Source organism: Arthrobacter sp. TE12231, from assembly GCF_054062895.1.
The window spans coordinates 80,823-99,961 of sequence record NZ_JBSSFS010000001.1 but is presented as its reverse complement, the minus strand read 5'-3'; the positions used below and the strand labels follow the sequence as shown (position 1 = coordinate 99,961).

The following is a 19,139-nucleotide window of genomic DNA, read 5'->3' as shown; positions in this document are numbered from 1 at the left end:
GGCCGCACCCTGCCGGACACGACCTATGAGGAAACCCCTTGACGCCAGACTCTTTCGTCGCCGAAACACCCGCGCCTGCCGCATCACCGCAGTCCCCGCCGACGCAGCCAGGTTCGATACCCGCCGTGTCTGAGGGATCGTCCCCGGCACCGAGGTTGCCGTGGGGAGGTCTTCTGATTCTGGCCGCAGCGGGTTTCACCGCCGTCACGACTGAACTCCTGCCGTCCGGGCTGCTGCCGCAGATCAGCCGCGACCTGGGGGTAGAGGAATCGGCCGTAGGATCCCTGACAGCCGCCTACGCGGCTGTCATCGTCATCACAGCAATTCCCCTGTCGAGGCTTCTGGGCGGACGGATCCGCCGCAAAACGTTGTTGATCGCGACAGTGGTTGCATTCGCGGTCAGCAACGTGCTGCTGGCCTCCAGCCCCGGCTTGGGCCTGGCCATCGGCGCAAGACTTCTCGGCGGAGTGGCCCACGGGATGCTGTGGTCCGGCATGGCTCCGTACGTGGCGCGGATCGTTCCAGCGCACGCGGTCGGGAAAGCAATGGCGATAGTTTTCAGCGGCACCAGCATCGCCCTGGCTGTCGGTGCTCCGATCGGCACGCTCATGGGCTCGGTGCTGACGTGGCGTGCCTCCTTCCTTATCCTGGCAGGAGTCGGAGGTGTCTTGGCCTTGCTGGCCGTCTGGATGCTCCCCGCTGCTCCGGACGGGGGCAGCAATGCAGCACCGTCCCTCCGCGGAGCACTGAAGTTGCCAGGCGTGATCGCCGTGGCCACGGCCTGGCCGCTCCTGCTCCTTGGGCACTTCACGCTCTTTACGTACATCGCCCCGTTCCTCCAGACCTCCGGGCTACCGGATAGCTTCACGGGCATTTCCCTCTCCGTGGTGGGGGGCGCAGGCCTCGTGGGAATCTGGATCGCGGGACTGACGGCGGATTCCCATCCACGGCGCTCCTTGCTGTCCGCGGTGGCCTTGCTCGCGGGCGCCTTCGCCCTGTTGCCCGTACTGGGCGGCACGTGGGTGGGCAAACTCGTACTGCTGACCGTATGGGGAGCCGCGTTTGGGGCCATCGGCATCTACAACCAGGCAGCGATCCTCCGGGCCGGTGGAGAACACAAGGATGCGGCCAACGGCCTGACGGTGGTCACCATTCAACTGGGCATCGCCGTCGGCGCCGGGTACGGCGCTCTGGCCCTCAGCACCGCCGGTGCCCGGTTCGTGCCGTTCGCAGCTGCGATCCCGACGGCGGCAGCCCTCGCGATCATCATGGCCAGCCGCCGCGGCGGCTACCCCGCGGGCCCGCGCGAGACACGGGCTTCAGTCAAGTGCTCTGACACCATGCCCATTCGGTAGCGCGTCCGCGACCTGCACTCACAGCACGGGCACAGCGCCGCCAAAGTGCGGCCATACCTGCCACGCAGAGGCTGGGGACAGGCCGGATCCCCGGCCGGCCCGGATGCCCGGGCCCCAGCAAAGGAGTTTCACCATGGCACAGATCAACAAGACGACGGCCGGCATCTTGCTTGCCGCGGTGATCGGCGGCGGCGCCATCGGCGCGGCGGCCATCCCCGCAGTGGCCGACGACGGCACCGGCACGTCCTCCTCGTCGAGCACCGCGGCCCCTGACGGCAACGGCGGCTACGGCATGCCCGGCGGCACGGGAGGCCAAGGCGGCCCGCACCAGGCCAACGGCAAGACGGAGGAGGTCCTCACCGGTGACACCGCCACGAAGGTCGAGGCGGCGGTGAAGGCTGCCCAGCCAAATGCGACGATCGAACGGATGGAGACCGACGCCGACGGCGCCACCTACGAAGCCCACATCACGAAGGCGGACGGCAGCCGCGCCACCGTCCTGCTGGATGCGAACTTCACCGTGACCGAGACCCAGGACCAAGGCCAGGGTGGCCCCGGCGCCGGCGGCCATGGAGGCCCAAATGACGGGGATGCGGACGATGCCGCCACGGGCGGCTCCACTTCCAACGGCTAACCCCTGGCGGGCGACGCGCTGGCGGTTCTGACGGGACGGTCCCGCCAGCCAGCACCTCACCGCAGGCAAGCGCTGCTCCGGGCGGCGGCACCGCCGTTGTCCGGAGCAGTCGCGAACGAGGTTGCTGACAGCCATTCCCTGCTCCCTGATCTGCGGATAGGGTGCACTGAAACACACATCGGTAAGGAGAACCCATGCGCAAAGTGACGGCCGGCCTTTTCTGTTCCGTGGACGGGGTGGTTGAAGACCCGTTCCTGTGGCAATTCGACAGTTTCGACGCGGAGTTGGGCGCCGGGATGAGCGAGATGATGGGCCGGATCGACACCGGGCTCCTGGGCCGCGTCGGTTACCAGCAGTGGGCGAGCTACTGGCCGAACGCCGAAAGCGACGCCGACTTTGGCGGCTTCATCAACAAGTTGCCCAAATTTGTGGCCTCCCGGACCCTGACCGGCGAGCTTGAGTGGCAAAACTCGCGGCTCATCGACGGTCAGCTGGAGGACTTTGTGGCGGGCCTGAAGAACAGCGACGGCGGTGAAATAGGGGTCTTTAGCAGCATTTCGCTGGTCCGCCAGCTGCTGTTCGCCGGGTTGCTCGACACCTTGATGCTGATCGTCCATCCCGTGGTCGCGGGCAGCGGGCGGCGGCTCTTCAACGACGGCGACCCCCTCACCCGGCTGGTGCTGCAGCAGTCTCAGGAGACCAGCAAAGGAAACATGATCCTCAGCTACGGTGTCCGCGGGGACTGACTTCCCGCTGGACATCGGGGCGGACAAGCAGTCCGGCCAATGGGGCCGGCCAACTAGCGGGGCCGGCTGCGTCGTCCGTTCCGGCCGGTCACGGCCGGGACCGTAAACTTGGCTGGTGCAACCCTCCCTTTGGCTGGCCCTGGCCGGCGCCGGCGTCCTGATCAGCTTTACTCCCGGCGCAGGCGCCATCAACACCATGAGCAACTCCCTGAACTCAGGGTTCCGCCGTTCCATCTGGGGCATCCTGGGCCAGCAGGCCGCCCTCGTGGTGCATATCCTGATCGTGGCCCTCGGCGTCGGAGTGCTTGTGGCGAGCTCGCCGCTCGCCTTCAACGTGATCCGCTACGCCGGCGCCGCCTACCTGGTCTATCTGGGCATCCGTCAGTTCCTGCACAAACCGGATCTGGATCAGGAGAAGGCCGCAGCCCTGCGCAATGAGCCGGCCTTCTCCATGTTCCGCCGCGGCCTCTGGGTCAACCTGCTCAACCCCAAGGCCGTGGTGTTCTTCCTGGCCTTCATGCCCCAGTTCATCCGGCCGGAGCAGCCGCTGCTGCCGCAGTACGCGGTCCTGTCCGCCACCGTGATCGTGATCGACATCTTGGTCATGTGGTTCTTCTTCGCGGCGGCGGCCAGGTCCTTCCAGCGCTTCACCCATGACGCCCGCGGACAGAAAGTCCTGAACCGGACGTTCGGGGTGCTCTTCGTCGGCGTCGGCGTCCTGCTGGCCTCGATCCACTAGACACCGTCACCGCGGACGGGCTTAGAGCCCCGAAGCCACCGACAGCGCCCGCGCGGTGGCCGCCAGTTCGGGCGCTTCCCGGGCCACGACTTCCTCAATGTAGGCGGTGGCAGCGTCCGCGAGCCCGTCGTAGAGGAGCACCAACAGGTCCCGGGCCTCAGTCCGGGGCCAGGCTTCCGGCAGAAGTTCGGCGGGAAGGTCAGGGTCACTCCACGGGAAGGCCCGCCACGCGTCCATCAGCTCGGTCCTGACCCTGAAGGCCTCCGCCGGGCTGACCGTACCGGCGTCGAGGCGCTCCGCCCAAGGCGTGAATTTCTCGGTAAACGGACGGTACTGTTCCTTGAACTCCTGTGGCGACCAGGCCTCGACGAGCCGTTTGCCGCGGAGGCTGGATTCCGCCGTGCGGAAGATGACGTAGTCGTCCACGCCATAGCCCATGCAGGTGTTTTCGAGCTCCTCGGAGTGGTCGCGCGGCGAGACCCACAGCGCCCCGAACAGCGGTGCGAATCCGCGCCAACGCAAGCGTGAGCGGAACATTTCGCGGACATCCCGCGACGTCTCCGGAATGGAAAACGCGATGACGGTCCAGTTGCCGTCCCAGTGGCGGGACTCCTCGCCGAAGGCGGAGACCTGCGCGAAACCTTGGCGCAGCCGGTTCCGTGCGCCCTGGGTGATGCGGTAGCGCGAGGTCCGCCCGGCACTCGACTGTTCCAGCACCCCGCGGGACGCCAGGCGGCTTAGCGCCGTCGCCGTCGCCGAGCCCGTGATCCCGAGGCCGGCGGCCAGTGCGGCGATAAGCCGGGACGGCAGCCATTCCTCGCTGGTGAACCAGTAATCGACCAGCAGGGTGACCAACTGGTGCTGGGTGGACGGCCCCTTCAACGGCCGCGGAAAGTCGATGGCCAGGTCCGGGTCCATGCCGGGCACGGAGGCCGGCCGCTCGCTCATCACGCCTCCATCATGCCAGCCGCATCCACTGTCATTCTTATTTTGCACTTAGATTGACGGACGTAGAACCAAGTGCATAACATTGCTTTCAGGGTGACGGAGGCCACAGCCGACCCCGCCGCCCTGCTCAGCATGCGAGCCACAGATCTTTCCCAGCCTCACCGTTTCAGGTGCTATTTGCCTGCCCATCTAGGAGATCCGCAATGACCGCTGGTCCCATCGTTCCGCCGTCGCCGTTGACGCCGCCCGCGGAACAGGCCCCCGATTCCCGCGAGGGAACCACCCATGCCCGCCGTGCCGCCGCCGCCAGCTTCATCGGCAGCACCCTGGAGTACTACGACTTCTTCATCTACGGTTCGGCGTCGGCCCTGATCTTCAACAAGATCTTCTTCCCCGGCATCGATCCCGCCCTCGGCACCATCCTGTCCATGGCCACCATCGGCATCGGCTACGTCGTCCGGCCCCTCGCGGCCAGCGTGATCGGCCACTTTGGCGACCGCCTCGGTCGGCGCCAGATGCTGGTCCTGACGCTCGTCGTCATGGGCGTGGCCACCTTCCTCATCGGCTGCCTGCCGCCGGCGGCCGCCATCGGCGCCGCCGCCCCAGTCCTCCTGGTGATTCTGCGCGCACTTCAGGGCGCCTCCGCGGCCGGAGAGTCCGTCGGCGCTGTCACTATGACCATGGAGCATGCGCCCAGCAACAAGCGGGCCTTCTACAGCAGCTGGGTCAACACCGGCGCCGTGGCCGGGATCATGCTCGCCTCCCTGGCCTTCCTCGCAGTGTCTCTCCTCCCGCAGGAAGACCTGCTCAGCTGGGGATGGCGGCTGCCGTTCCTCGCCAGCATCCTGGTGGTCGCCGTCGGCCTCTACATCCGCCTGCGGCTGCCCGAATCCGAGGTCTTCGAAGCCGCGAAGGAGGAAGGCGCCAGCCAGGAACTGCCGCTCAAGGTGGTCCTGCGCGATCACTGGCGCACCATCGTCAAAGTCATCTTCTTTGGGCTCTGGAGCGTGGTGTCCTCGGTCTTCGCGGCCTTCGGACTGGCGTATGCGACCGGAAAATTCGGCGTCCCCTCCGCCGCCATGCTCGGGGTCACCATTGCCACGGCCGCCCTGGGCATCATCGCCCAGCCCTACGCCGGTATTCTGGCCGACCGGATCGGCCGCAAGCCGGTCTTCATCACCGGCAACATCATCTGTGCCGTGGCCGCCTTCGCCTACTTCTGGTCCATCAGTACCGGGGTCATCCCGCTGATCTTCGCCAGCGGCATCCTCTTCATGACCGTGGGCTACGGAATGGTCAACCCGCTGGGGCCGGCCATGACGGCCGAAATGTTCCCCACCCGGATCCGCTACACGGGCGCCGCCACGGCCTCGCAGCTGGGACTCGTCGTCACCGGCTTCGCCCCGGCAATTGCGGCCGCCATTGTCCAGCCCGGCCCCGTCGGCTGGGTCCCGGTGGCGGCCTTCACGGCAGCCTGCTGCCTGGTCTCCGCGGCCGTCACCGCGATCTGGGTCAAGGAAACCTACCAGGTGCCCACCGAGGCCCTCGGCGCCAAGGCATCGGCCGGCACCCCTGCCTAAAACCCGCCACTCACCCGCCACTCACCCGAAGGGGCCGGGACGCGTGCACCGCGCCCCGGCCCCTCCCGGCATGTCTATCCGCATCTCCGTTCCACGTTAGGACCCTTCCGTGACACCCCGCCCCGTGCTTATTGACCATGACGTCGAGACACCGCTGCCCGACGGCACCATCCTGCGCTCCACCGTGTACCGACCCGCGGACGGAGAACCCTGCCCGGTCCTGCTGACCAGGACGCCGTACGGCAGGGACCTTGCCGTCAATTCCGCCTACCTGAACCCGGCGACGGTCGCCGCCGCGGGCTACGTGGTGATCCTGCAGGACTGCCGCGGGCGCTTCGGTTCCGGCGGAACGTTCGACCCCTCCGTCAATGAGGCGTCCGACGGCGCCAGCACAGTCGAGTGGGCAGCGCGGCTGCCGTACTCCAACGGCGTGGTGGGCATGTGGGGGCGGTCATACTTCGCCGAAACCCAGTGGCGCGCGGCCTCGCGCCGGCCCGCCGGGCTGGCCGCGTTGGCCCCCGGCATCTCCGCAGGAGCCAACGCAAACAACGGCTCCCTCTACCGCGGCGGCGCGTTCGAGCTCGGCAGCCGCCTCACGTGGGGCCATGCCTCCATCGCCGCCAATGAGCTGCTCCGGGAGTTCCCCGATGACCCCGAGCTCCGGGCCAAGGAAATGGAATCGTGGCTGGACCTCGACCGCTCGTTTTCCGACGCCACGGCCTTCGGCACACTGCCGCTCCGGGACTTGTCCCCAAGGCTCGGCACCTTCATGAGGCGCCACGTCCTGCCCTCGGCCGGAGAAAACCCGGGGAGCGGCTTCACGCGCGTATGGGACGCCGCGTCGGCCGCGCCGGTGGACATGCCCACCCTGCACATCGGCGGCTGGTTCGACATCTTTGCCCCGAGCACGCTCGCGCACTACCGGATGCAGCTCGAGCACAGCCGCGCCAATCCCGCGGCCGCGCCGCGGCTCATCATCGGCCCGTGGACCCACACCAACTTCTCCGGGGTCTACCCGGAAGTCAGCTTCGGGCTCAACGCGGCCGCCGGCGTGATGAACGGCCTCGGCGATCTGTCCGGACTCCAGACGGCCTGGTTCGATGCCGTCCTCAAGGGCGATCCCGACGGGCTGCGCCAGGTGCCGCCGGTCCTGCTGTACGTCATGGGGGAAAACCGGTGGTACGGCTTCGAGGAACTTCCGGCCCCGTCCCGGCAGCGCTCGTGGTTCCTGGGCGCCGGCGGGTCCCTCGGGGATGTGCCGGGCGCCGCCGGGCAGGAAAGCTACGCCTACGATCCCCTCGACCCCGTCCCGACGGCGGGCGGGGCCACCATGATCCACGGCTCCGTCCCGGCAGGGCCGGCGCACCAGCAGGCCGTCGAGGCGCGCGACGACGTCCTGACCTTCACGACGGCGCCGTTCGACGCACCCGTGACCATCTTCGGCGAGGTCAGCGCCACCTTCTTCGCCGCGTCCTCCGCCGTCGACACCGATTTCGTGGTGCGCCTCTGCCGGGTCACCCCGGACGGCACGTCCCTGGGCCTGGCCGATGGGATCATCCGTGCGTCCTGGCGGGACAGCTACGCAGGCAACGGGCTCTGGGAGCCCGGCCACGAGCCCTCCCCGATCGCACCCGGTAAGCCGTATGAATACACTGTCAGTCTCTGGCAGACGGCGTACACCTTTGCGCCCGGCGAGCGGCTCCGCGTGCAGATCACGTCCAGCTGCCATCCGCGCTGGGACCGGAACCTCAACACGGGCAAGCTCGCCTACGACTCCGCCGAGACAATCGTTGCCCGGCAGTCCGTCCTGTTCGGCGAGGGCCACCCGAGCCGGCTGACGGCCGGCATCCTGTGACGGCCCCTCCTCCGGCACCGCCGGGACTGCCCTTCCCTCCCGGACTTTCCTTCCTGACGGAGGTGTCCGTGAGCGTCGGGGAGCCGGTGGAGGTCGGGCCCACGCCGGAGGGCCACCGCCGAATGGTTCCTATCACCGGCGGAACCGTCCGAGGGCCTTCCCTCAACGGGCGCGTCCTGCCCGGCGGCGCCGACTACCAGTTCCTCCGCGGCCCCACCCTGACGGAACTCGACGCCCGGTACGTGCTGGAAACCGACGACGGCCACCGGATCTTCGTGCACAACACGGCCCTCCGGCACGGCTCGGCCCGGGACATCGAACTGCTGAACTCCGGCGTCGCCGTCGACCCGTCCCTGATCTACTTCCGCTGCTGGCCGCGGCTCACCACCGCCTCCCCCGCCCTGGACTGGCTGAACACGCGCCTTACGCTCGGGACGGGCGTCCGGCAGCCCGGCCAGGTGGTCATCAGCATCTTCACTGTCGACTAACGGGCCGCGGGGATTAGTGGCCGCCGGCCTCGCCGGGCACAAGGAAAGCCGGAGGCTGCGTCACCGCAGCCTCCGGCTTCGTGCTGTCCGCCGGGAGTCCTGCTCTCTGTCAGACGTGGCCGGGCGTGAGTTTCCGCAGATCGGCCTTCCGGATTTTGCCGCTCGCCGTCCTCGGCATTTCCGCCACGAACACCACCGACTTGGGGATTTTGTACCGCGCGAGCCTGCCCTCCAGATGCGAGCGCAGCTGCTCTTCCGTGAGCCGTGCGCCCTCCCGCAGCAGCACCACGGCCCGCGGCACCTCGCCCCACTTCTCGTCCGGCACGCCGATCACCGCGACGCTTCCGACGGCGTCCAGCTCGGCGATCGCCTGCTCCACCTCGGCCGGGTAGATGTTCTCCCCGCCGGAGATGATCATGTCCTTGAGCCGGTCGGAGATGAACACAAAACCGTCCGGGTCCTTGTGGCCCATGTCGCCGGACTTGAACCAGCCGTCCGGGGTGTAGGAATCGGCCGAGGCCTCGGGCCGGTTCCAGTACTCGTGGATAACGTTGGGCCCCTTGATCTGAATCTCCCCCACGGTCCCCGGTGCGGCGTGGCCAGCCTCCGGGTCCAGGGGATCGGACACCCGGACGTCCGTGAAGAAATGCGGGAGGCCGGAGGATCCCGCCTTGTCCCGGGACCGTGCGGCCGGCAGGGTGGTGGCGCCGGGGGCCGTCTCGGTCATGCCGTAGCCGTTGGAGAAGCGCAGCCCCCGCCGTTCGTAGGCTTCCAGGACCCGCAGGGGCACAGCGGACCCGCCACACGTCAGTTTGTTCAGCGAGCTGAGGTCCGTGGTGTCCCAGTCCGGGTGCTCGCACAGCATCTGATACGTGGTGGGCACCCCGCTGATGGTCGTCGCGCGGTGCCGCTCGATCAGCTCCAGCGTCCGGCGGGGATCGAATTTGGCTTCCAGGACCACCGTGCCGCCCTTGAGGAGCGTGGGCAGGACGCCCATATCGAGGGAGGCGACGTGGAACATCGGGGAGATCATGAGGGCCACATCCGTGGAGGCAAAGTCGAAGTCGACCAGCACATTAACGCAGTTCCACGTGATGTTGCCGTGCGTCAGGAGCGCACCCTTGGGGTTTCCGGTGGTTCCGGAGGTGTAGAGGATCATGGCGGCGTCCTCGAGACCCACGGGCTCGTCCGGCGGCAGCGCCGCGCCGGACGCGATCACGGCCTCAAAGGCTTCCACGACGGTTCCGCCGTCGGGCCCTGTCTTCCCGGGAACTGTCGTGCCGGGCACCGCTGAATCGTCGACGACGATCCGCCCGCCCACCGCGGTTCCCGCCGAGCCGCGTTCCGCGAGTTCCGCGAACGCCGCCGAGTGGACCAGCAGGACGGCGCCGCTGTCCCGGAGCTGGAACTGGATTTCGGGCGGCGCGAGCCGGGTGTTCAGCGGGACGAAGACCGCCCCGGCCAGGCCGGCGGCGAACAGAGTCTCCAGGAAGGAGGGATCGTTTTCGCCGAGGTAGGCCACGCGGTCGCCCTTGGCCACGCCGCGGTCCCGGAGGGCGTTGGCGAGCCGGGCGGACCGGTCCGCGAGTTCGACGTAGCTGAGCTCCCTGTCCCCGGTGATGACGGCGGTCTTGGTGCCCGACTTCGGGCGGCGCCGTTGCAGCCACGAGCCGATGCCAAAATTCTCCACGGCAAATCCTTTCTAGTTAGACGGTAGTACGCGGGGACCGGGTTAGGACCGGACAGTCTGCAGATCGTTGTTCTTCGGCTCGCGGGTCAGCAGGATGAAGACGATCGACACGACGGACATGATGGCCAGGTACCAGACCACGGCGGCGGTGTTCTGGCCGGAATCCTTGAATATCTGTGCCACGATGCCCGGCGTGAATCCGGCCCCGAGGAGGGTGGCGAGCTGGTAGCCCAGCGAGGCGCCGGTGTAGCGCGAGGTGGTGCCGAACTGCTCGGACACGAAGGCCGCGAGCGGGCCAAACAGGGTGGAGTGGATCATGAGGCCGATTGCGAAGGCCACGAAGATCAGCCCGATGTTGTTCGAGGACAGGAGCTGGAACATCGGCGTGAGGTAGAGGATGAAGAGCACCAGGCCGCCGATCATCACGGGCCGCCGGCCCAGCTTGTCGGAGAGCCGGCCGCCCATGATCACGAACGCGATGGACACGAAGGAAGCTGCGGCAAAGGCATAGAGCACGCCCTGCCGGTCCGCGCCCTTGGACACGGCATAGGTCACGGAGAACGTCGCCAGCACCACTTGGAGTGCGAACCCCGCGGCGCCGGCCAGCATGGTGAAGATCAGCGTCTTGGGCCGGCGCAGGACCTGCAGGAGCGGAATCTCGCGGCGCACCGGCGCACCGCCCGGGACTGTGCCCGGCGCCGTCTCGGTCTTTGCCCGTTCGGCCTGCTCCTGCTCCAGTGCCGCCTTGAAGATGGGGCTTTCGGTGACCTTGAGCCGGACAAACATGCCGACGCCCAGCAGGACGAAGGACAGCAGGAACGGCACGCGCCATCCCCAGGCCAGGAACTGGTCATTGGGCAGGGCCGCGAAGGCACCCATGACAAGGGTTCCCAGGACCGCGCCGGTGGGGGCGCCGGCGTTGACGAACGAGGCCGCGAAGCCGCGCTTGCCCGACTCCGAGTGCTCAAGCGCCATGAGCGCGGCGCCGCCCCACTCCCCGCCCACGGCAATGCCCTGGCAGACGCGGAGGAACACGAGCATCACGGCGCCCCAGGCTCCGGCCACCGCGGCGCCGGGCACCAGCCCAATCAGGGTGGAGGCGATGCCCATGACCAGCATCGAAATGATCAGCATGTTTTTGCGGCCCAGCCGGTCGCCGAAGTGGCCGAAGATGATGCCGCCGAGGGGCCGCGCCACGTAGCCTGCGGCGAAGGTGCCGTAGGCGGCCACCACCCCCACCCACTCGTCCATGCCGGTGAAGAACACCTTCGGGAAGACCACGGCGGCGGCCGTGGCGTAGAGCAGGAAGTCGTAATACTCAATGGTGCTGCCGAGATAGCTGGAGGCGATAACGGTCCGTGCTTCACGGCGACGCGTACCCGCGTCCAGGGCCTGCAACTGCGAAATTTGGGACATCGTTGTTCCTTTAAGTGCAGAGGAATGGGGTGCAGAGGAATGGGACGGAGAGTGGTGTGGCGCCCGTAGCGGCTTACTTGTAGAAGCGGGCGAGGAACTCCGCGACGACGGCGGGGCGTTCCTGGCCTTCGATCTCGATCGTGTTGGCGACCTTGATCTGGGCGCCCCCCTTGACTTCGGTGACCTCGGCGATGGTGGCCCGCATGCGGATGCGCGAGCCCACCTTCACCGGAGAGGTGAAGCGGACTTTGTCGAGGCCGTAGTTGACCTTGGTGGTGACGCCCTCGACGTCGAACAGCTCGCCCCAGAACGGGATGATAAGCGAGAGGGTGAGGAAGCCGTGGGCGATCGGGGCGCCGAAGGGGCCGTCCTTGGCGCGTTCCGGGTCCACGTGGATCCACTGGTCATCACCGGTGGCATCGGCGAACTTGTTGATCTGTTCCTGGGTGATTTCGCGGTAGTCGGTGACACCGAGGTCGGTGCCGGCGAGGGTGAGCAGTTTGTCGAAGTCGACGACGAGGTTGGGCATCTTTGGCTCCTGTGCTGATGGGGATGGGTTGATGGATGACGGCGGCGCGGTCAGCGTGTAAAGGCGCTTTCGCCGGTGAGGGCGCGGCCGACGATCAGGGCGTTGATTTCGTGGGTGCCTTCGTAGGAGTAGACGGCCTCGGCGTCGGCATGGAACCTGGCGACGTCGGTGTCCAGCGTGATGCCGTTGCCGCCCACCACTTCGCGGGCGAGCGCCACGGTCTCGCGCATTAGCAGGGACGTGTGCATCTTGGCCAGGGCGGAGTCCTGGTCGCGGTAGATGCCCTTGTCCTGCTGTTCGGTCAGCCGGACCACCAGGGAGAGCGAGGACGTGAGGTTGCCGAGCATGCGGGCAAGCTTTTCCTGGACCAGCTGGAAGGAGCCCACCGGGCGGCCGAACTGCTGCCGCTGGGTGACATAGCGCAGCGCGGCTTCGAAGGCTCCGGCCTGGATGCCCGTGGCGATCCACGCGACGTCCGAGCGCATGGCCCGCAGCATCGCGGCCACGTCCTTGAAGGAGTTCACGTTGTGCAGCCGCCTGGCCTCGTGAACCCGGACGGCGTCGAGCGTGATGTGGGCATTCTGCATCATCCGCAGCGCCGTCTTGCGGTGGATCTTCTCCAGGGTCACGCCGGCCGCGTCACGGTCCACGAGGAAGGCCTTGACCTGCCCGTCGGCCGTGTCGCGGGCGAACACCGCCAGAACGTCGGCCGTGGCGGCGCCGCCGATCCAGCGCTTGGCGCCGTCGAGGACCCAGGTGTCGCCGTCCGGGCCGGTCTCCCGGCGGGCGGTGGTCGCTAGACCGCCGGCGATGTCCGAGCCGGATTCCGGCTCCGTCAGCGAGAAGACGCCCTTGAGCGAGAAGTCGATGACCTTGGGCATCCACTCGGCCTGCTGTTCCGCGGAGGCGCCGACCCTGATGGCGGTCCGGAACAACCCGGCCTGGGCGGTGTAAAAGGTGGCCAGCGAGGCGTCCGTCCGGGCGAGTTCGAAGATCCGGAAACCCTGGTAGATCCCCCGGGCGGGTCTGTCGGTCGTGAGCTCGGCGGGTTCCATGAGGTCCAGTTCGATCAGCGGCCGCGCCAGCTGGTCCGGAAACTCGCCGCGTTCCCAGTAGTCGGCCAGCAGCGGCTTCGCCTTCTCATCGAGGAAGGCCCGCAGCCTGCCGAGCACGCGGCGCTCGTCCGCGGTGAGGAGGGACTCGGCATCGTAGTAGTCGCAGACGCCGTAGAGCCTGGTCTGGTTTTCGGTCGTCACTGACATCTCAGCCTCCCAGCCCGAGCAGGCGGACGGCGTTGTCCTTGAGGATCTTGGTCCGCACCTCGTCCTTGAGCGGAAGGTCGGCGAAGGCGCCCAGCCATTTCTGCGGAGTGATCAGCGGGAAGTCAGTGCCGAACAGGACCTTGTCTTGCAGGACCGAGTTGGCCATCCGGACGAGGGACTCCGGGAAGTACTTCGGGGACCAGCCGGAGAGGTCGATGAACACGTTGGACTTGTGCGTGGCGATCGAGTTGGCCTCGTCCTGCCACGGCACCGAGGGGTGGGCCATGATGATCTGCAGTTCCGGGAAGTCCGCGGCCACGGCGTCGAGCAGGAGCGGGTTTGAGTAGGCCAGCTTGATGCCGTACCCGCCGGGGAGCCCGGCGCCCATGCCGTTCTGGCCCGTATGGAAAATGGCCGGCAGGCGCAGTTCCTGCAGGATTTCCCAGAGCGGGTAGAACTGCTCGTTGGAGGGGTCGAAGCCCTGCAGGCTCGGGTGGAACTTGAACCCGCGCGCGCCGAGGTCGATTGCCTGGTGCTTGGCGCCCTGGATGGCCTCGGCGCCGGTGCGCGGGTCCACGCTGCCGAACGGGATCAGGACGTCGTTATTCCGTGCCGCCCCGGCAATAAGCTCCGGGATGCTGTTGGGCTCGTGCTTGAGCTGGGTCCGGGCGTCGACGGTGAAGACGACGGCGGCCATGTTCAGTTCGCGGTAGACCTCGGCGATCCGGTCCAGCGACGGGGTCCGATCCTCGGCCTTGAAGTACTTGGCGGAGGCTTCCGTGAGTGCCGGCGGCAGGGATTCGTGGCCGTGGCCGTCCACCTCGAGATGGACGTGCATGTCGATCGCATCCAGCGAGGCGGCGTCGATGCCCAGTTCATAGCGTGTGGCGGCCATGGCTAGCCGACCTTCGCCGGCTCAGCGGGCTCGGGCTGAGCCGTTGCTGGCTGCAGTTCCTCCGGCAGCGGCAGGAACTCTTCGCCGACGCTCTGCAGCTTGTCGCCGAAGAGCTTCCCGAAGTTTTCCACGAGATCCTGGTAGCCCCAGCCGCCCTCGCGGTATTCGGTGGCGGCGGCCTCGGGGTGGGTCCAGAGCTGCAGCCGGTCGCCGCCGGCGCCGATCGCCTGGCCGGTGATTCCCGCGGCCGCGTCGGAGGCGAGGAACGCCACGAGGCCGGCGACGTCGTCGGCCGTGCCGAACCCGAGGTCGTGGCGGAAGAACGCCGGCATGGCCTCGCCGCGCTCGTCGGCCTCGACGGCCTTCTGGAAGTACGGGACGGTTTTGGTCATGGCGGTGGCGGCCACGGGGATGACGGCGTTGGCCGTGACGCCGGCTTTCTTCATTTCCAGGGCCCACGTGCGGACCATGCCCACGATGCCGGCCTTGGCGGCGGCGTAGTTGGTCTGGCCGAAGTTGCCGCGCTGGCCGGTCGGTGAACCGATGGTGATGATGCGGCCGGCAATGCCGTTCTCCTTGAAGTAGCCGAAGGCTTCCCGGGCGCAGGTGAAGGTGCCCTTGAGGTGAACGTTGATCACGGCGTCGAAGTCCTCGTCCGTCATCTTCAGCAGGCTCTTGTCCCGCAGGATGCCGGCGTTGGTGACCAGGATGTCCAGCCGGCCGAACTCCGTAACGGCTGCCTGCACGAGCTGTTTGGCCACCTCGGAGCTGCCCACCGGGGCAACGACGGCGGCCGCCCGGCCGCCGTCGGACTCAATAACCCGGACCGCTTCGGCAGCCACCGCAGCGTCGACATCATTGATAACGACGGCGGCGCCCTGGCGGGCCAACTCCCGGGCGTAGGCCAGGCCGAGGCCCCGTCCGCTTCCGGTGACGATTGCTACTTTTCCTGACAGGCTCATTGCCGCTCCTTTGCTAGCTGCCGCGTGCATCCGACCCTGCGGCGTGGGATGCTGGTCTACATCCATGTAAATATGGATAGTTGAAAAAGTCAATGATTTATTTTTTGGACCATTGGAGTTGGCATGCCGACAGAAGTTGACGACGCGCCGGGCACCGTCCCGGCAGAGAAGCTCATGGCGGCAACCATCAGCCGGGATGCGGGCTTCCTCCTGGCCAAACTGCATGCCGCGGGTTCGGTCCTGAACAACCGCGCGCTGGCCGGATTCGGACTCAAGGAGCGCTCCTATTCGGTGCTGGCCCTGGCCACCAGTGAGCTGGAGCCCACCCAGCGGGAGATGGCCGAATTCCTCAGCCTGGATCCCAGCCAGATCGTCGCGTTGATTGATGAGCTGGAGAAGCGCGGCCTGGTGATCCGCGCGCCGGGAAAACAGGACCGGCGCGCCAAGATCGTCTCCGCGACCGTGGACGGCGCGGCGGTCTTCCGGCAAGCCGAGGCTGCGGCACGGGAGGCGGAATCCGCAGCCCTGGCCGGCCTCAGCGACACCGAGATCGCGGCCCTCAAGGGGCTGCTACGCAAGGCTTTATGGGGGCCGGCGGCCTGATCCGCCCCGCACGGCGCACGCCCATTCGCCCGGGCGCCGGAAACCGCAATCGGATGCGCTGAATCCACCCCTTGCCACCCCTTGTCAGGTCGCTATTCAGTGTTACTATCTAGTGGTAGTCAGTAACACCGAGTAGCTGTAGGGAGGGTTCCATGGGCAAGCAGATGACCGAAATGCTCAAGGGCACGCTCGAGGGCATCGTCCTCGCGATCCTGGCCGCGCAGCCGGCATACGGCTACGAGATCACGGCGCGGCTGCGCGAGCAGGGCTTCTCCGACATCGTCGAGGGCACCGTCTATGCGCTGCTGGTCAGGATCGAGCAGCGCGGCCTCGTGGACGTGGCGAAGGTCCCGTCCGAGAAAGGGCCGCCCCGCAAGGTCTATTCCCTCAACGCACTGGGCGGCGAGTACCTCGAAGAGTTCTGGAGGACTTGGAGCTTCCTCCAAATGCGGATCGAACAGCTCCACCACGACATAGAACACCCACAAAACGAAGGGGAGTAACCATGGCCGCAGGATGGATCGAAAAGATCACGGGATCATTCGAGGACAAGAAGCGCTGGCGCCGGTACAAGGATCGAAAAGAACAACTCCCCGCCAGCTATCGAACCGCAATCGACGGACTCGAGCGCTACTTCATGTACGCCGGGTCCATCGTCAAGGGCGATGTGCTCATGCAGATGCTCGAGGACCTCGCAGACCTGATCGAGCGGGCCGCCGTCGACGGCACCCCCATCCGCGACATCGTCGGGGATGACCCGGTGGAGTTCGCAGACACCTTCATCCAGAACTACTCCGACGGCCAGTGGATCAACAAGGAGCGCAAGCGCCTGACCGACGCCATCGATCAGGCCGCCGCCGACGGCGTGTGAACGCACCGGGAACGGAGAACCGGATATGACCACCGGGCAGGCCCTCGAACCCGCGATCCGGGTGCAGGGCATCGAGAAATCATTCAAGGACCTGCACGTTCTGCGGGGCGTCGACTTCACCGTGAGTGCGGGGAGCATCTTCGCGTTGCTCGGTTCGAACGGTGCGGGCAAGACCACGCTGGTGCGGATCCTGTCAACGCTGCTGAACGCCGACGCCGGCACCGCGACGGTTCACGGCTTCGACGTCGCCGCGAAGCCCGGCGACGTGCGCGAGTCGATCAGCCTGACCGGCCAGTTCGCCGCGGTCGATGAAGTGCTCACCGGTCGGGAAAACCTCGTGCTGATCGCCAAGTTGCGTCATCTGACAAACCCGGGTGCGATCGCTGACACACTGCTCGACCGCTTCGCACTTACCGAAGCAGGACACCGCAAGGCGTCGACATACTCCGGCGGCATGCGACGCCGACTCGACATTGCGATGAGCCTGATCGGGAACCCGCCGGTCGTCTTCCTCGACGAACCGACGACCGGGCTCGACCCCCAGGCACGCATCGAGGTGTGGCAGACCGTCAAGCAACTTGCCGGTCAGGGCACGACGGTACTGCTCACCACGCAGTACCTCGACGAGGCGGAAAAGCTCGCCGACCGCATCGCGATCCTGCATGAAGGCAGGATCATCCAGAACGGGACCCTCAGCGAACTCAAGCAACTCCTCCCGCCCGCCACGGTCGAGTACGTCGAGAAGCAGCCCTCCCTCGAGGACGTCTTCCTCGCCCTCGTCGGCGCCACCGGCGGCGACCGCACCGACGACGACCGCACCAACGACCCGGTCCCGGCACGAAAGACACCCCGATGACCACCCGCGTCCTTGGCGACACCGGCGTCCTGACCGGCCGCTCGCTGCGCCACATCCTCCGCAGCCCGGACACGATCATGACCACCGCCGTCACCCCGATCGCGCTGATGCTGCTGTTCATGTACGTATTCGGCGGCGCGATTAACACCGGATCCGGCGAGTCGTACGTCAACTACATGCTCCCCGGCATCCTGCTCATCACGATCGCGTCCGGCGTCGCGTACACCGCCTACCGGTTGTTCCTCGATATGCAGGGCGGTATCTTCGAACGCTTTCAGTCCATGCCGATCGCGAGGTCAAGCGTGCTCTGGGCGCACGTGCTCACATCCCTGGCAGCCAACCTTGTCGCGGTCGCGATCGTCATCGGCGTCGCGCTGATCATGGGGTTTCGGACCGGCGCCTCCGTGGCCAACTGGCTCGCCGTCGCTGGCATCCTGATCCTGTTCACCCTCGCACTGACCTGGATCGCCGTCATCGCAGGGCTGTCCGCGAAGAGCGTCGACGGCGCGAGCGCGTTCAGCTACCCACTGATCTTTCTGCCGTTCATCAGCTCGGCGTTCGTACCCACCGACTCGATGCCCGGCCCGGTCGCCTGGTTCGCCGAGAACCAGCCGGTGACCTCCATCGTGAACACCATCCGAGCCTTGCTCGCCCAGGAACCCAGTGGCAGCGACATCTGGATCGCCCTCGCCTGGCTCGTCGGCATTCTCGTTGTCGCCTACGCCTTCGCGATCGCCATCTACCGTCGCAGGATCAGCTGAGGCCGGGCGCTGGCGGTCCCGGAATGCCGCGCCAGTTCAGGACCACCACCATTACCTCTGAGGACCGGGCCCCGGCCGCGTAGTTCTTCCTCCACCGGGGCCGGCCCGCCTGATTGACCCAGCCTTCGGGGGGAGGCCACAGCCCGCCACGCGCTTTGACTATGCCGGTTGAGATAGCGTTGGGACAGGAGGAGCCATGACCGTTCGGAGCGCCGGCATTCTGCTCTACCGGCTGGGCAGCGCGCCCGGACCCGGCAGCGCTTCCCCGCACACCGGCGCCCCGAAAGACGGCAGCGCTTCTCCGCTGGAGGTCTGGATCGCCCACATGGGCGGACCGTTCTGGGCCGGCAAGGACGCCCACGCCTGGTCCGTCCCCAAGGGCGAATACCCCGCCGGCGAGGACCCGCTGGAGGCCGCGCACCGGGAGTTCGCGGAGGAAATAGGCACCCCTGCACCCCCGGCCGACTACCACCGGCTCGGCGACTTCCGGCAGCCTTCCGGCAAGGTCATCACGGTCTACGCGGCCGAATCGGACTTTCAGCCCGACCGCATCGTGAGCAACACCTTCACCCTGGAGTGGCCCAAGGGATCCGGCGCCCTCCGCAGCTTCCCCGAGATCGACCACGCCGAATGGGCCACGGAAGAACAAGCCAGGGACCGGCTGGTGAAGGGCCAACTGCCGATCCTCGACGCGCTCCTCCGGCACCTCGGACTCGGCGTGGCACCAGCCGGGGAGCTAAACCCGACGGAATCTCAATGATGTTGTCAACGGATATTGGTGTGCCGCTCCGGCGTCCCGGATGCCTTCTGGCATGGGACCACGTACGCCATACCCGGGGCGGGGACAATCCCCTGCTGTGCCTGCAGCGCTGACCGGGTAGCGACAGCCGCCTAAGCCGCGTTGTCCGGGTTGTGCCCACTGGCGGACAGGTGGAGCCCTCCGCACTGC

Annotated in this window: 20 protein-coding genes; 13 read left to right on the top strand and 7 right to left on the bottom strand. The window is 67.2% G+C overall.

From position 1 onward, the window contains the following. Positions 1-116 precede the first annotated feature (116 nt). The 4 genes from ACVWYS_RS00430 (at position 117) to ACVWYS_RS00415 (ending at position 3,474) form a co-directional block, all read left to right on the top strand. Positions 117-1,355: an MFS transporter gene (locus ACVWYS_RS00430; protein WP_456510264.1), complete on the top strand. Its 1,239-nt coding sequence runs from the start codon at positions 117-119 to the stop codon at positions 1,353-1,355. Between the two features lie 133 nt (positions 1,356-1,488). Beyond that, positions 1,489-1,989 carry a hypothetical protein gene (locus tag ACVWYS_RS00425; RefSeq protein WP_456509185.1) on the top strand — a complete coding sequence of 167 codons (501 nt, stop codon included), beginning with the start codon at positions 1,489-1,491 and terminating at the stop codon, positions 1,987-1,989. A 194-nt stretch (positions 1,990-2,183) separates the two neighbouring features. Continuing rightward, the gene (locus ACVWYS_RS00420) at positions 2,184-2,735 is read left to right on the top strand and encodes a dihydrofolate reductase family protein (RefSeq protein ID WP_456509184.1); all 552 of its coding nucleotides are present in this window, start codon (positions 2,184-2,186) and stop codon (positions 2,733-2,735) included. 115 nt (positions 2,736-2,850) lie between these two features. Further along, positions 2,851-3,474: a LysE family transporter gene (locus tag ACVWYS_RS00415; RefSeq protein WP_116767857.1), complete on the top strand. Its 624-nt coding sequence runs from the start codon at positions 2,851-2,853 to the stop codon at positions 3,472-3,474. Between the two features lie 21 nt (positions 3,475-3,495). Here the strand turns inward: ACVWYS_RS00415 and ACVWYS_RS00410 are convergent, their stop codons facing one another. Beyond that, a complete protein-coding gene (locus tag ACVWYS_RS00410; protein WP_456509183.1) occupies positions 3,496-4,422 on the bottom strand; it encodes a PaaX family transcriptional regulator in 927 nt (308 codons plus the stop codon). A gap of 203 nt (positions 4,423-4,625) precedes the next feature. On the opposite strand from ACVWYS_RS00410, the gene ACVWYS_RS00405 reads away from it, so the two are divergent. The 3 genes from ACVWYS_RS00405 to ACVWYS_RS00395 all read left to right on the top strand — a co-directional run bounded on the left by ACVWYS_RS00405 (position 4,626) and on the right by ACVWYS_RS00395 (position 8,345). Further along, a complete protein-coding gene (locus tag ACVWYS_RS00405; protein ID WP_456509182.1) occupies positions 4,626-6,002 on the top strand; it encodes an MFS transporter in 1,377 nt (458 codons plus the stop codon). A gap of 109 nt (positions 6,003-6,111) precedes the next feature. Continuing rightward, positions 6,112-7,857, top strand: coding sequence for a CocE/NonD family hydrolase (locus tag ACVWYS_RS00400; protein ID WP_456509181.1), 1,746 nt, complete (start codon positions 6,112-6,114; stop codon positions 7,855-7,857). Further along, entirely contained in the window at positions 7,854-8,345 is a 492-nt protein-coding gene (locus tag ACVWYS_RS00395) for a DUF3237 domain-containing protein (protein ID WP_272914155.1), read from the top strand. The genes ACVWYS_RS00400 and ACVWYS_RS00395 overlap by 4 nt, the downstream gene beginning before the upstream one ends. A 109-nt stretch (positions 8,346-8,454) precedes the next feature. Here ACVWYS_RS00395 and ACVWYS_RS00390 read toward each other — a convergent pair whose 3' ends face one another. From ACVWYS_RS00390 to ACVWYS_RS00365, 6 genes are all read right to left on the bottom strand, one after another. After that, a complete protein-coding gene (locus ACVWYS_RS00390) occupies positions 8,455-10,035 on the bottom strand; it encodes an acyl-CoA synthetase (RefSeq protein WP_456509180.1) in 1,581 nt (526 codons plus the stop codon). Positions 10,036-10,077: 42 nt separating this feature from the next. Beyond that, complete coding sequence (locus ACVWYS_RS00385; protein ID WP_456509179.1) at positions 10,078-11,451, bottom strand: MFS transporter; 1,374 nt, start codon at positions 11,449-11,451, stop codon at positions 10,078-10,080. A gap of 73 nt (positions 11,452-11,524) precedes the next feature. Beyond that, positions 11,525-11,980: a MaoC family dehydratase gene (locus ACVWYS_RS00380; protein ID WP_091563445.1), complete on the bottom strand. Its 456-nt coding sequence runs from the start codon at positions 11,978-11,980 to the stop codon at positions 11,525-11,527. Between the two features lie 50 nt (positions 11,981-12,030). After that, positions 12,031-13,242: an acyl-CoA dehydrogenase family protein gene (locus ACVWYS_RS00375; RefSeq protein WP_456509178.1), complete on the bottom strand. Its 1,212-nt coding sequence runs from the start codon at positions 13,240-13,242 to the stop codon at positions 12,031-12,033. 1 nt (position 13,243) lies between these two features. After that, complete coding sequence (locus tag ACVWYS_RS00370) at positions 13,244-14,137, bottom strand: amidohydrolase family protein (protein WP_456509177.1); 894 nt, start codon at positions 14,135-14,137, stop codon at positions 13,244-13,246. Between the two features lie 2 nt (positions 14,138-14,139). Beyond that, complete coding sequence (locus ACVWYS_RS00365) at positions 14,140-15,099, bottom strand: SDR family NAD(P)-dependent oxidoreductase (protein WP_456509176.1); 960 nt, start codon at positions 15,097-15,099, stop codon at positions 14,140-14,142. A gap of 123 nt (positions 15,100-15,222) precedes the next feature. On the opposite strand from ACVWYS_RS00365, the gene ACVWYS_RS00360 reads away from it, so the two are divergent. The 6 genes from ACVWYS_RS00360 to ACVWYS_RS00335 all read left to right on the top strand — a co-directional run bounded on the left by ACVWYS_RS00360 (position 15,223) and on the right by ACVWYS_RS00335 (position 18,950). Beyond that, positions 15,223-15,702 (top strand): MarR family winged helix-turn-helix transcriptional regulator, encoded by a 480-nt coding sequence (locus ACVWYS_RS00360; protein WP_456509175.1) that lies wholly within the window; start codon positions 15,223-15,225, stop codon positions 15,700-15,702. 152 nt (positions 15,703-15,854) lie between these two features. After that, positions 15,855-16,205 (top strand): PadR family transcriptional regulator, encoded by a 351-nt coding sequence (locus ACVWYS_RS00355; protein WP_456509174.1) that lies wholly within the window; start codon positions 15,855-15,857, stop codon positions 16,203-16,205. Positions 16,206-16,207: 2 nt separating this feature from the next. Next, the gene (locus ACVWYS_RS00350) at positions 16,208-16,573 is read left to right on the top strand and encodes a DUF1048 domain-containing protein (protein WP_116767868.1); all 366 of its coding nucleotides are present in this window, start codon (positions 16,208-16,210) and stop codon (positions 16,571-16,573) included. A 25-nt stretch (positions 16,574-16,598) separates the two neighbouring features. Then, complete coding sequence (locus tag ACVWYS_RS00345) at positions 16,599-17,429, top strand: ABC transporter ATP-binding protein (protein WP_344360750.1); 831 nt, start codon at positions 16,599-16,601, stop codon at positions 17,427-17,429. After that, positions 17,426-18,190 (top strand): ABC transporter permease, encoded by a 765-nt coding sequence (locus ACVWYS_RS00340; RefSeq protein ID WP_456509173.1) that lies wholly within the window; start codon positions 17,426-17,428, stop codon positions 18,188-18,190. Before ACVWYS_RS00345 ends, ACVWYS_RS00340 begins: the two co-directional genes overlap by 4 nt. 196 nt (positions 18,191-18,386) lie before the next feature. Then, positions 18,387-18,950, top strand: a complete 564-nt coding sequence (locus ACVWYS_RS00335) for an NUDIX domain-containing protein (RefSeq protein WP_456509172.1) — start codon at positions 18,387-18,389, stop codon at positions 18,948-18,950. Positions 18,951-19,139 lie beyond the last annotated feature (189 nt).

What these genes read in the sequence shown, in the direction of transcription:
- ACVWYS_RS00375 (WP_456509178.1), bottom strand. Translation starts at nt 13,242, where the DNA reads ATGTCAGTGACGACCGAAAACCAGACCAGGCTCTACGGCGTCTGCGAC.
- ACVWYS_RS00405 (WP_456509182.1), top strand. Translation starts at nt 4,626, where the DNA reads ATGACCGCTGGTCCCATCGTTCCGCCGTCGCCGTTGACGCCGCCCGCG.
- ACVWYS_RS00370 (WP_456509177.1), bottom strand. Translation starts at nt 14,137, where the DNA reads ATGGCCGCCACACGCTATGAACTGGGCATCGACGCCGCCTCGCTGGAT.
- ACVWYS_RS00410 (WP_456509183.1), bottom strand. Translation starts at nt 4,422, where the DNA reads ATGAGCGAGCGGCCGGCCTCCGTGCCCGGCATGGACCCGGACCTGGCC.
- ACVWYS_RS00345 (WP_344360750.1), top strand. Translation starts at nt 16,599, where the DNA reads ATGACCACCGGGCAGGCCCTCGAACCCGCGATCCGGGTGCAGGGCATC.
- ACVWYS_RS00425 (WP_456509185.1), top strand. Translation starts at nt 1,489, where the DNA reads ATGGCACAGATCAACAAGACGACGGCCGGCATCTTGCTTGCCGCGGTG.
- ACVWYS_RS00420 (WP_456509184.1), top strand. Translation starts at nt 2,184, where the DNA reads ATGCGCAAAGTGACGGCCGGCCTTTTCTGTTCCGTGGACGGGGTGGTT.
- ACVWYS_RS00350 (WP_116767868.1), top strand. Translation starts at nt 16,208, where the DNA reads ATGGCCGCAGGATGGATCGAAAAGATCACGGGATCATTCGAGGACAAG.
- ACVWYS_RS00380 (WP_091563445.1), bottom strand. Translation starts at nt 11,980, where the DNA reads ATGCCCAACCTCGTCGTCGACTTCGACAAACTGCTCACCCTCGCCGGC.
- ACVWYS_RS00340 (WP_456509173.1), top strand. Translation starts at nt 17,426, where the DNA reads ATGACCACCCGCGTCCTTGGCGACACCGGCGTCCTGACCGGCCGCTCG.
- ACVWYS_RS00365 (WP_456509176.1), bottom strand. Translation starts at nt 15,099, where the DNA reads ATGAGCCTGTCAGGAAAAGTAGCAATCGTCACCGGAAGCGGACGGGGC.
- ACVWYS_RS00355 (WP_456509174.1), top strand. Translation starts at nt 15,855, where the DNA reads ATGGGCAAGCAGATGACCGAAATGCTCAAGGGCACGCTCGAGGGCATC.
- ACVWYS_RS00335 (WP_456509172.1), top strand. Translation starts at nt 18,387, where the DNA reads ATGACCGTTCGGAGCGCCGGCATTCTGCTCTACCGGCTGGGCAGCGCG.
- ACVWYS_RS00385 (WP_456509179.1), bottom strand. Translation starts at nt 11,451, where the DNA reads ATGTCCCAAATTTCGCAGTTGCAGGCCCTGGACGCGGGTACGCGTCGC.
- ACVWYS_RS00360 (WP_456509175.1), top strand. Translation starts at nt 15,223, where the DNA reads ATGCCGACAGAAGTTGACGACGCGCCGGGCACCGTCCCGGCAGAGAAG.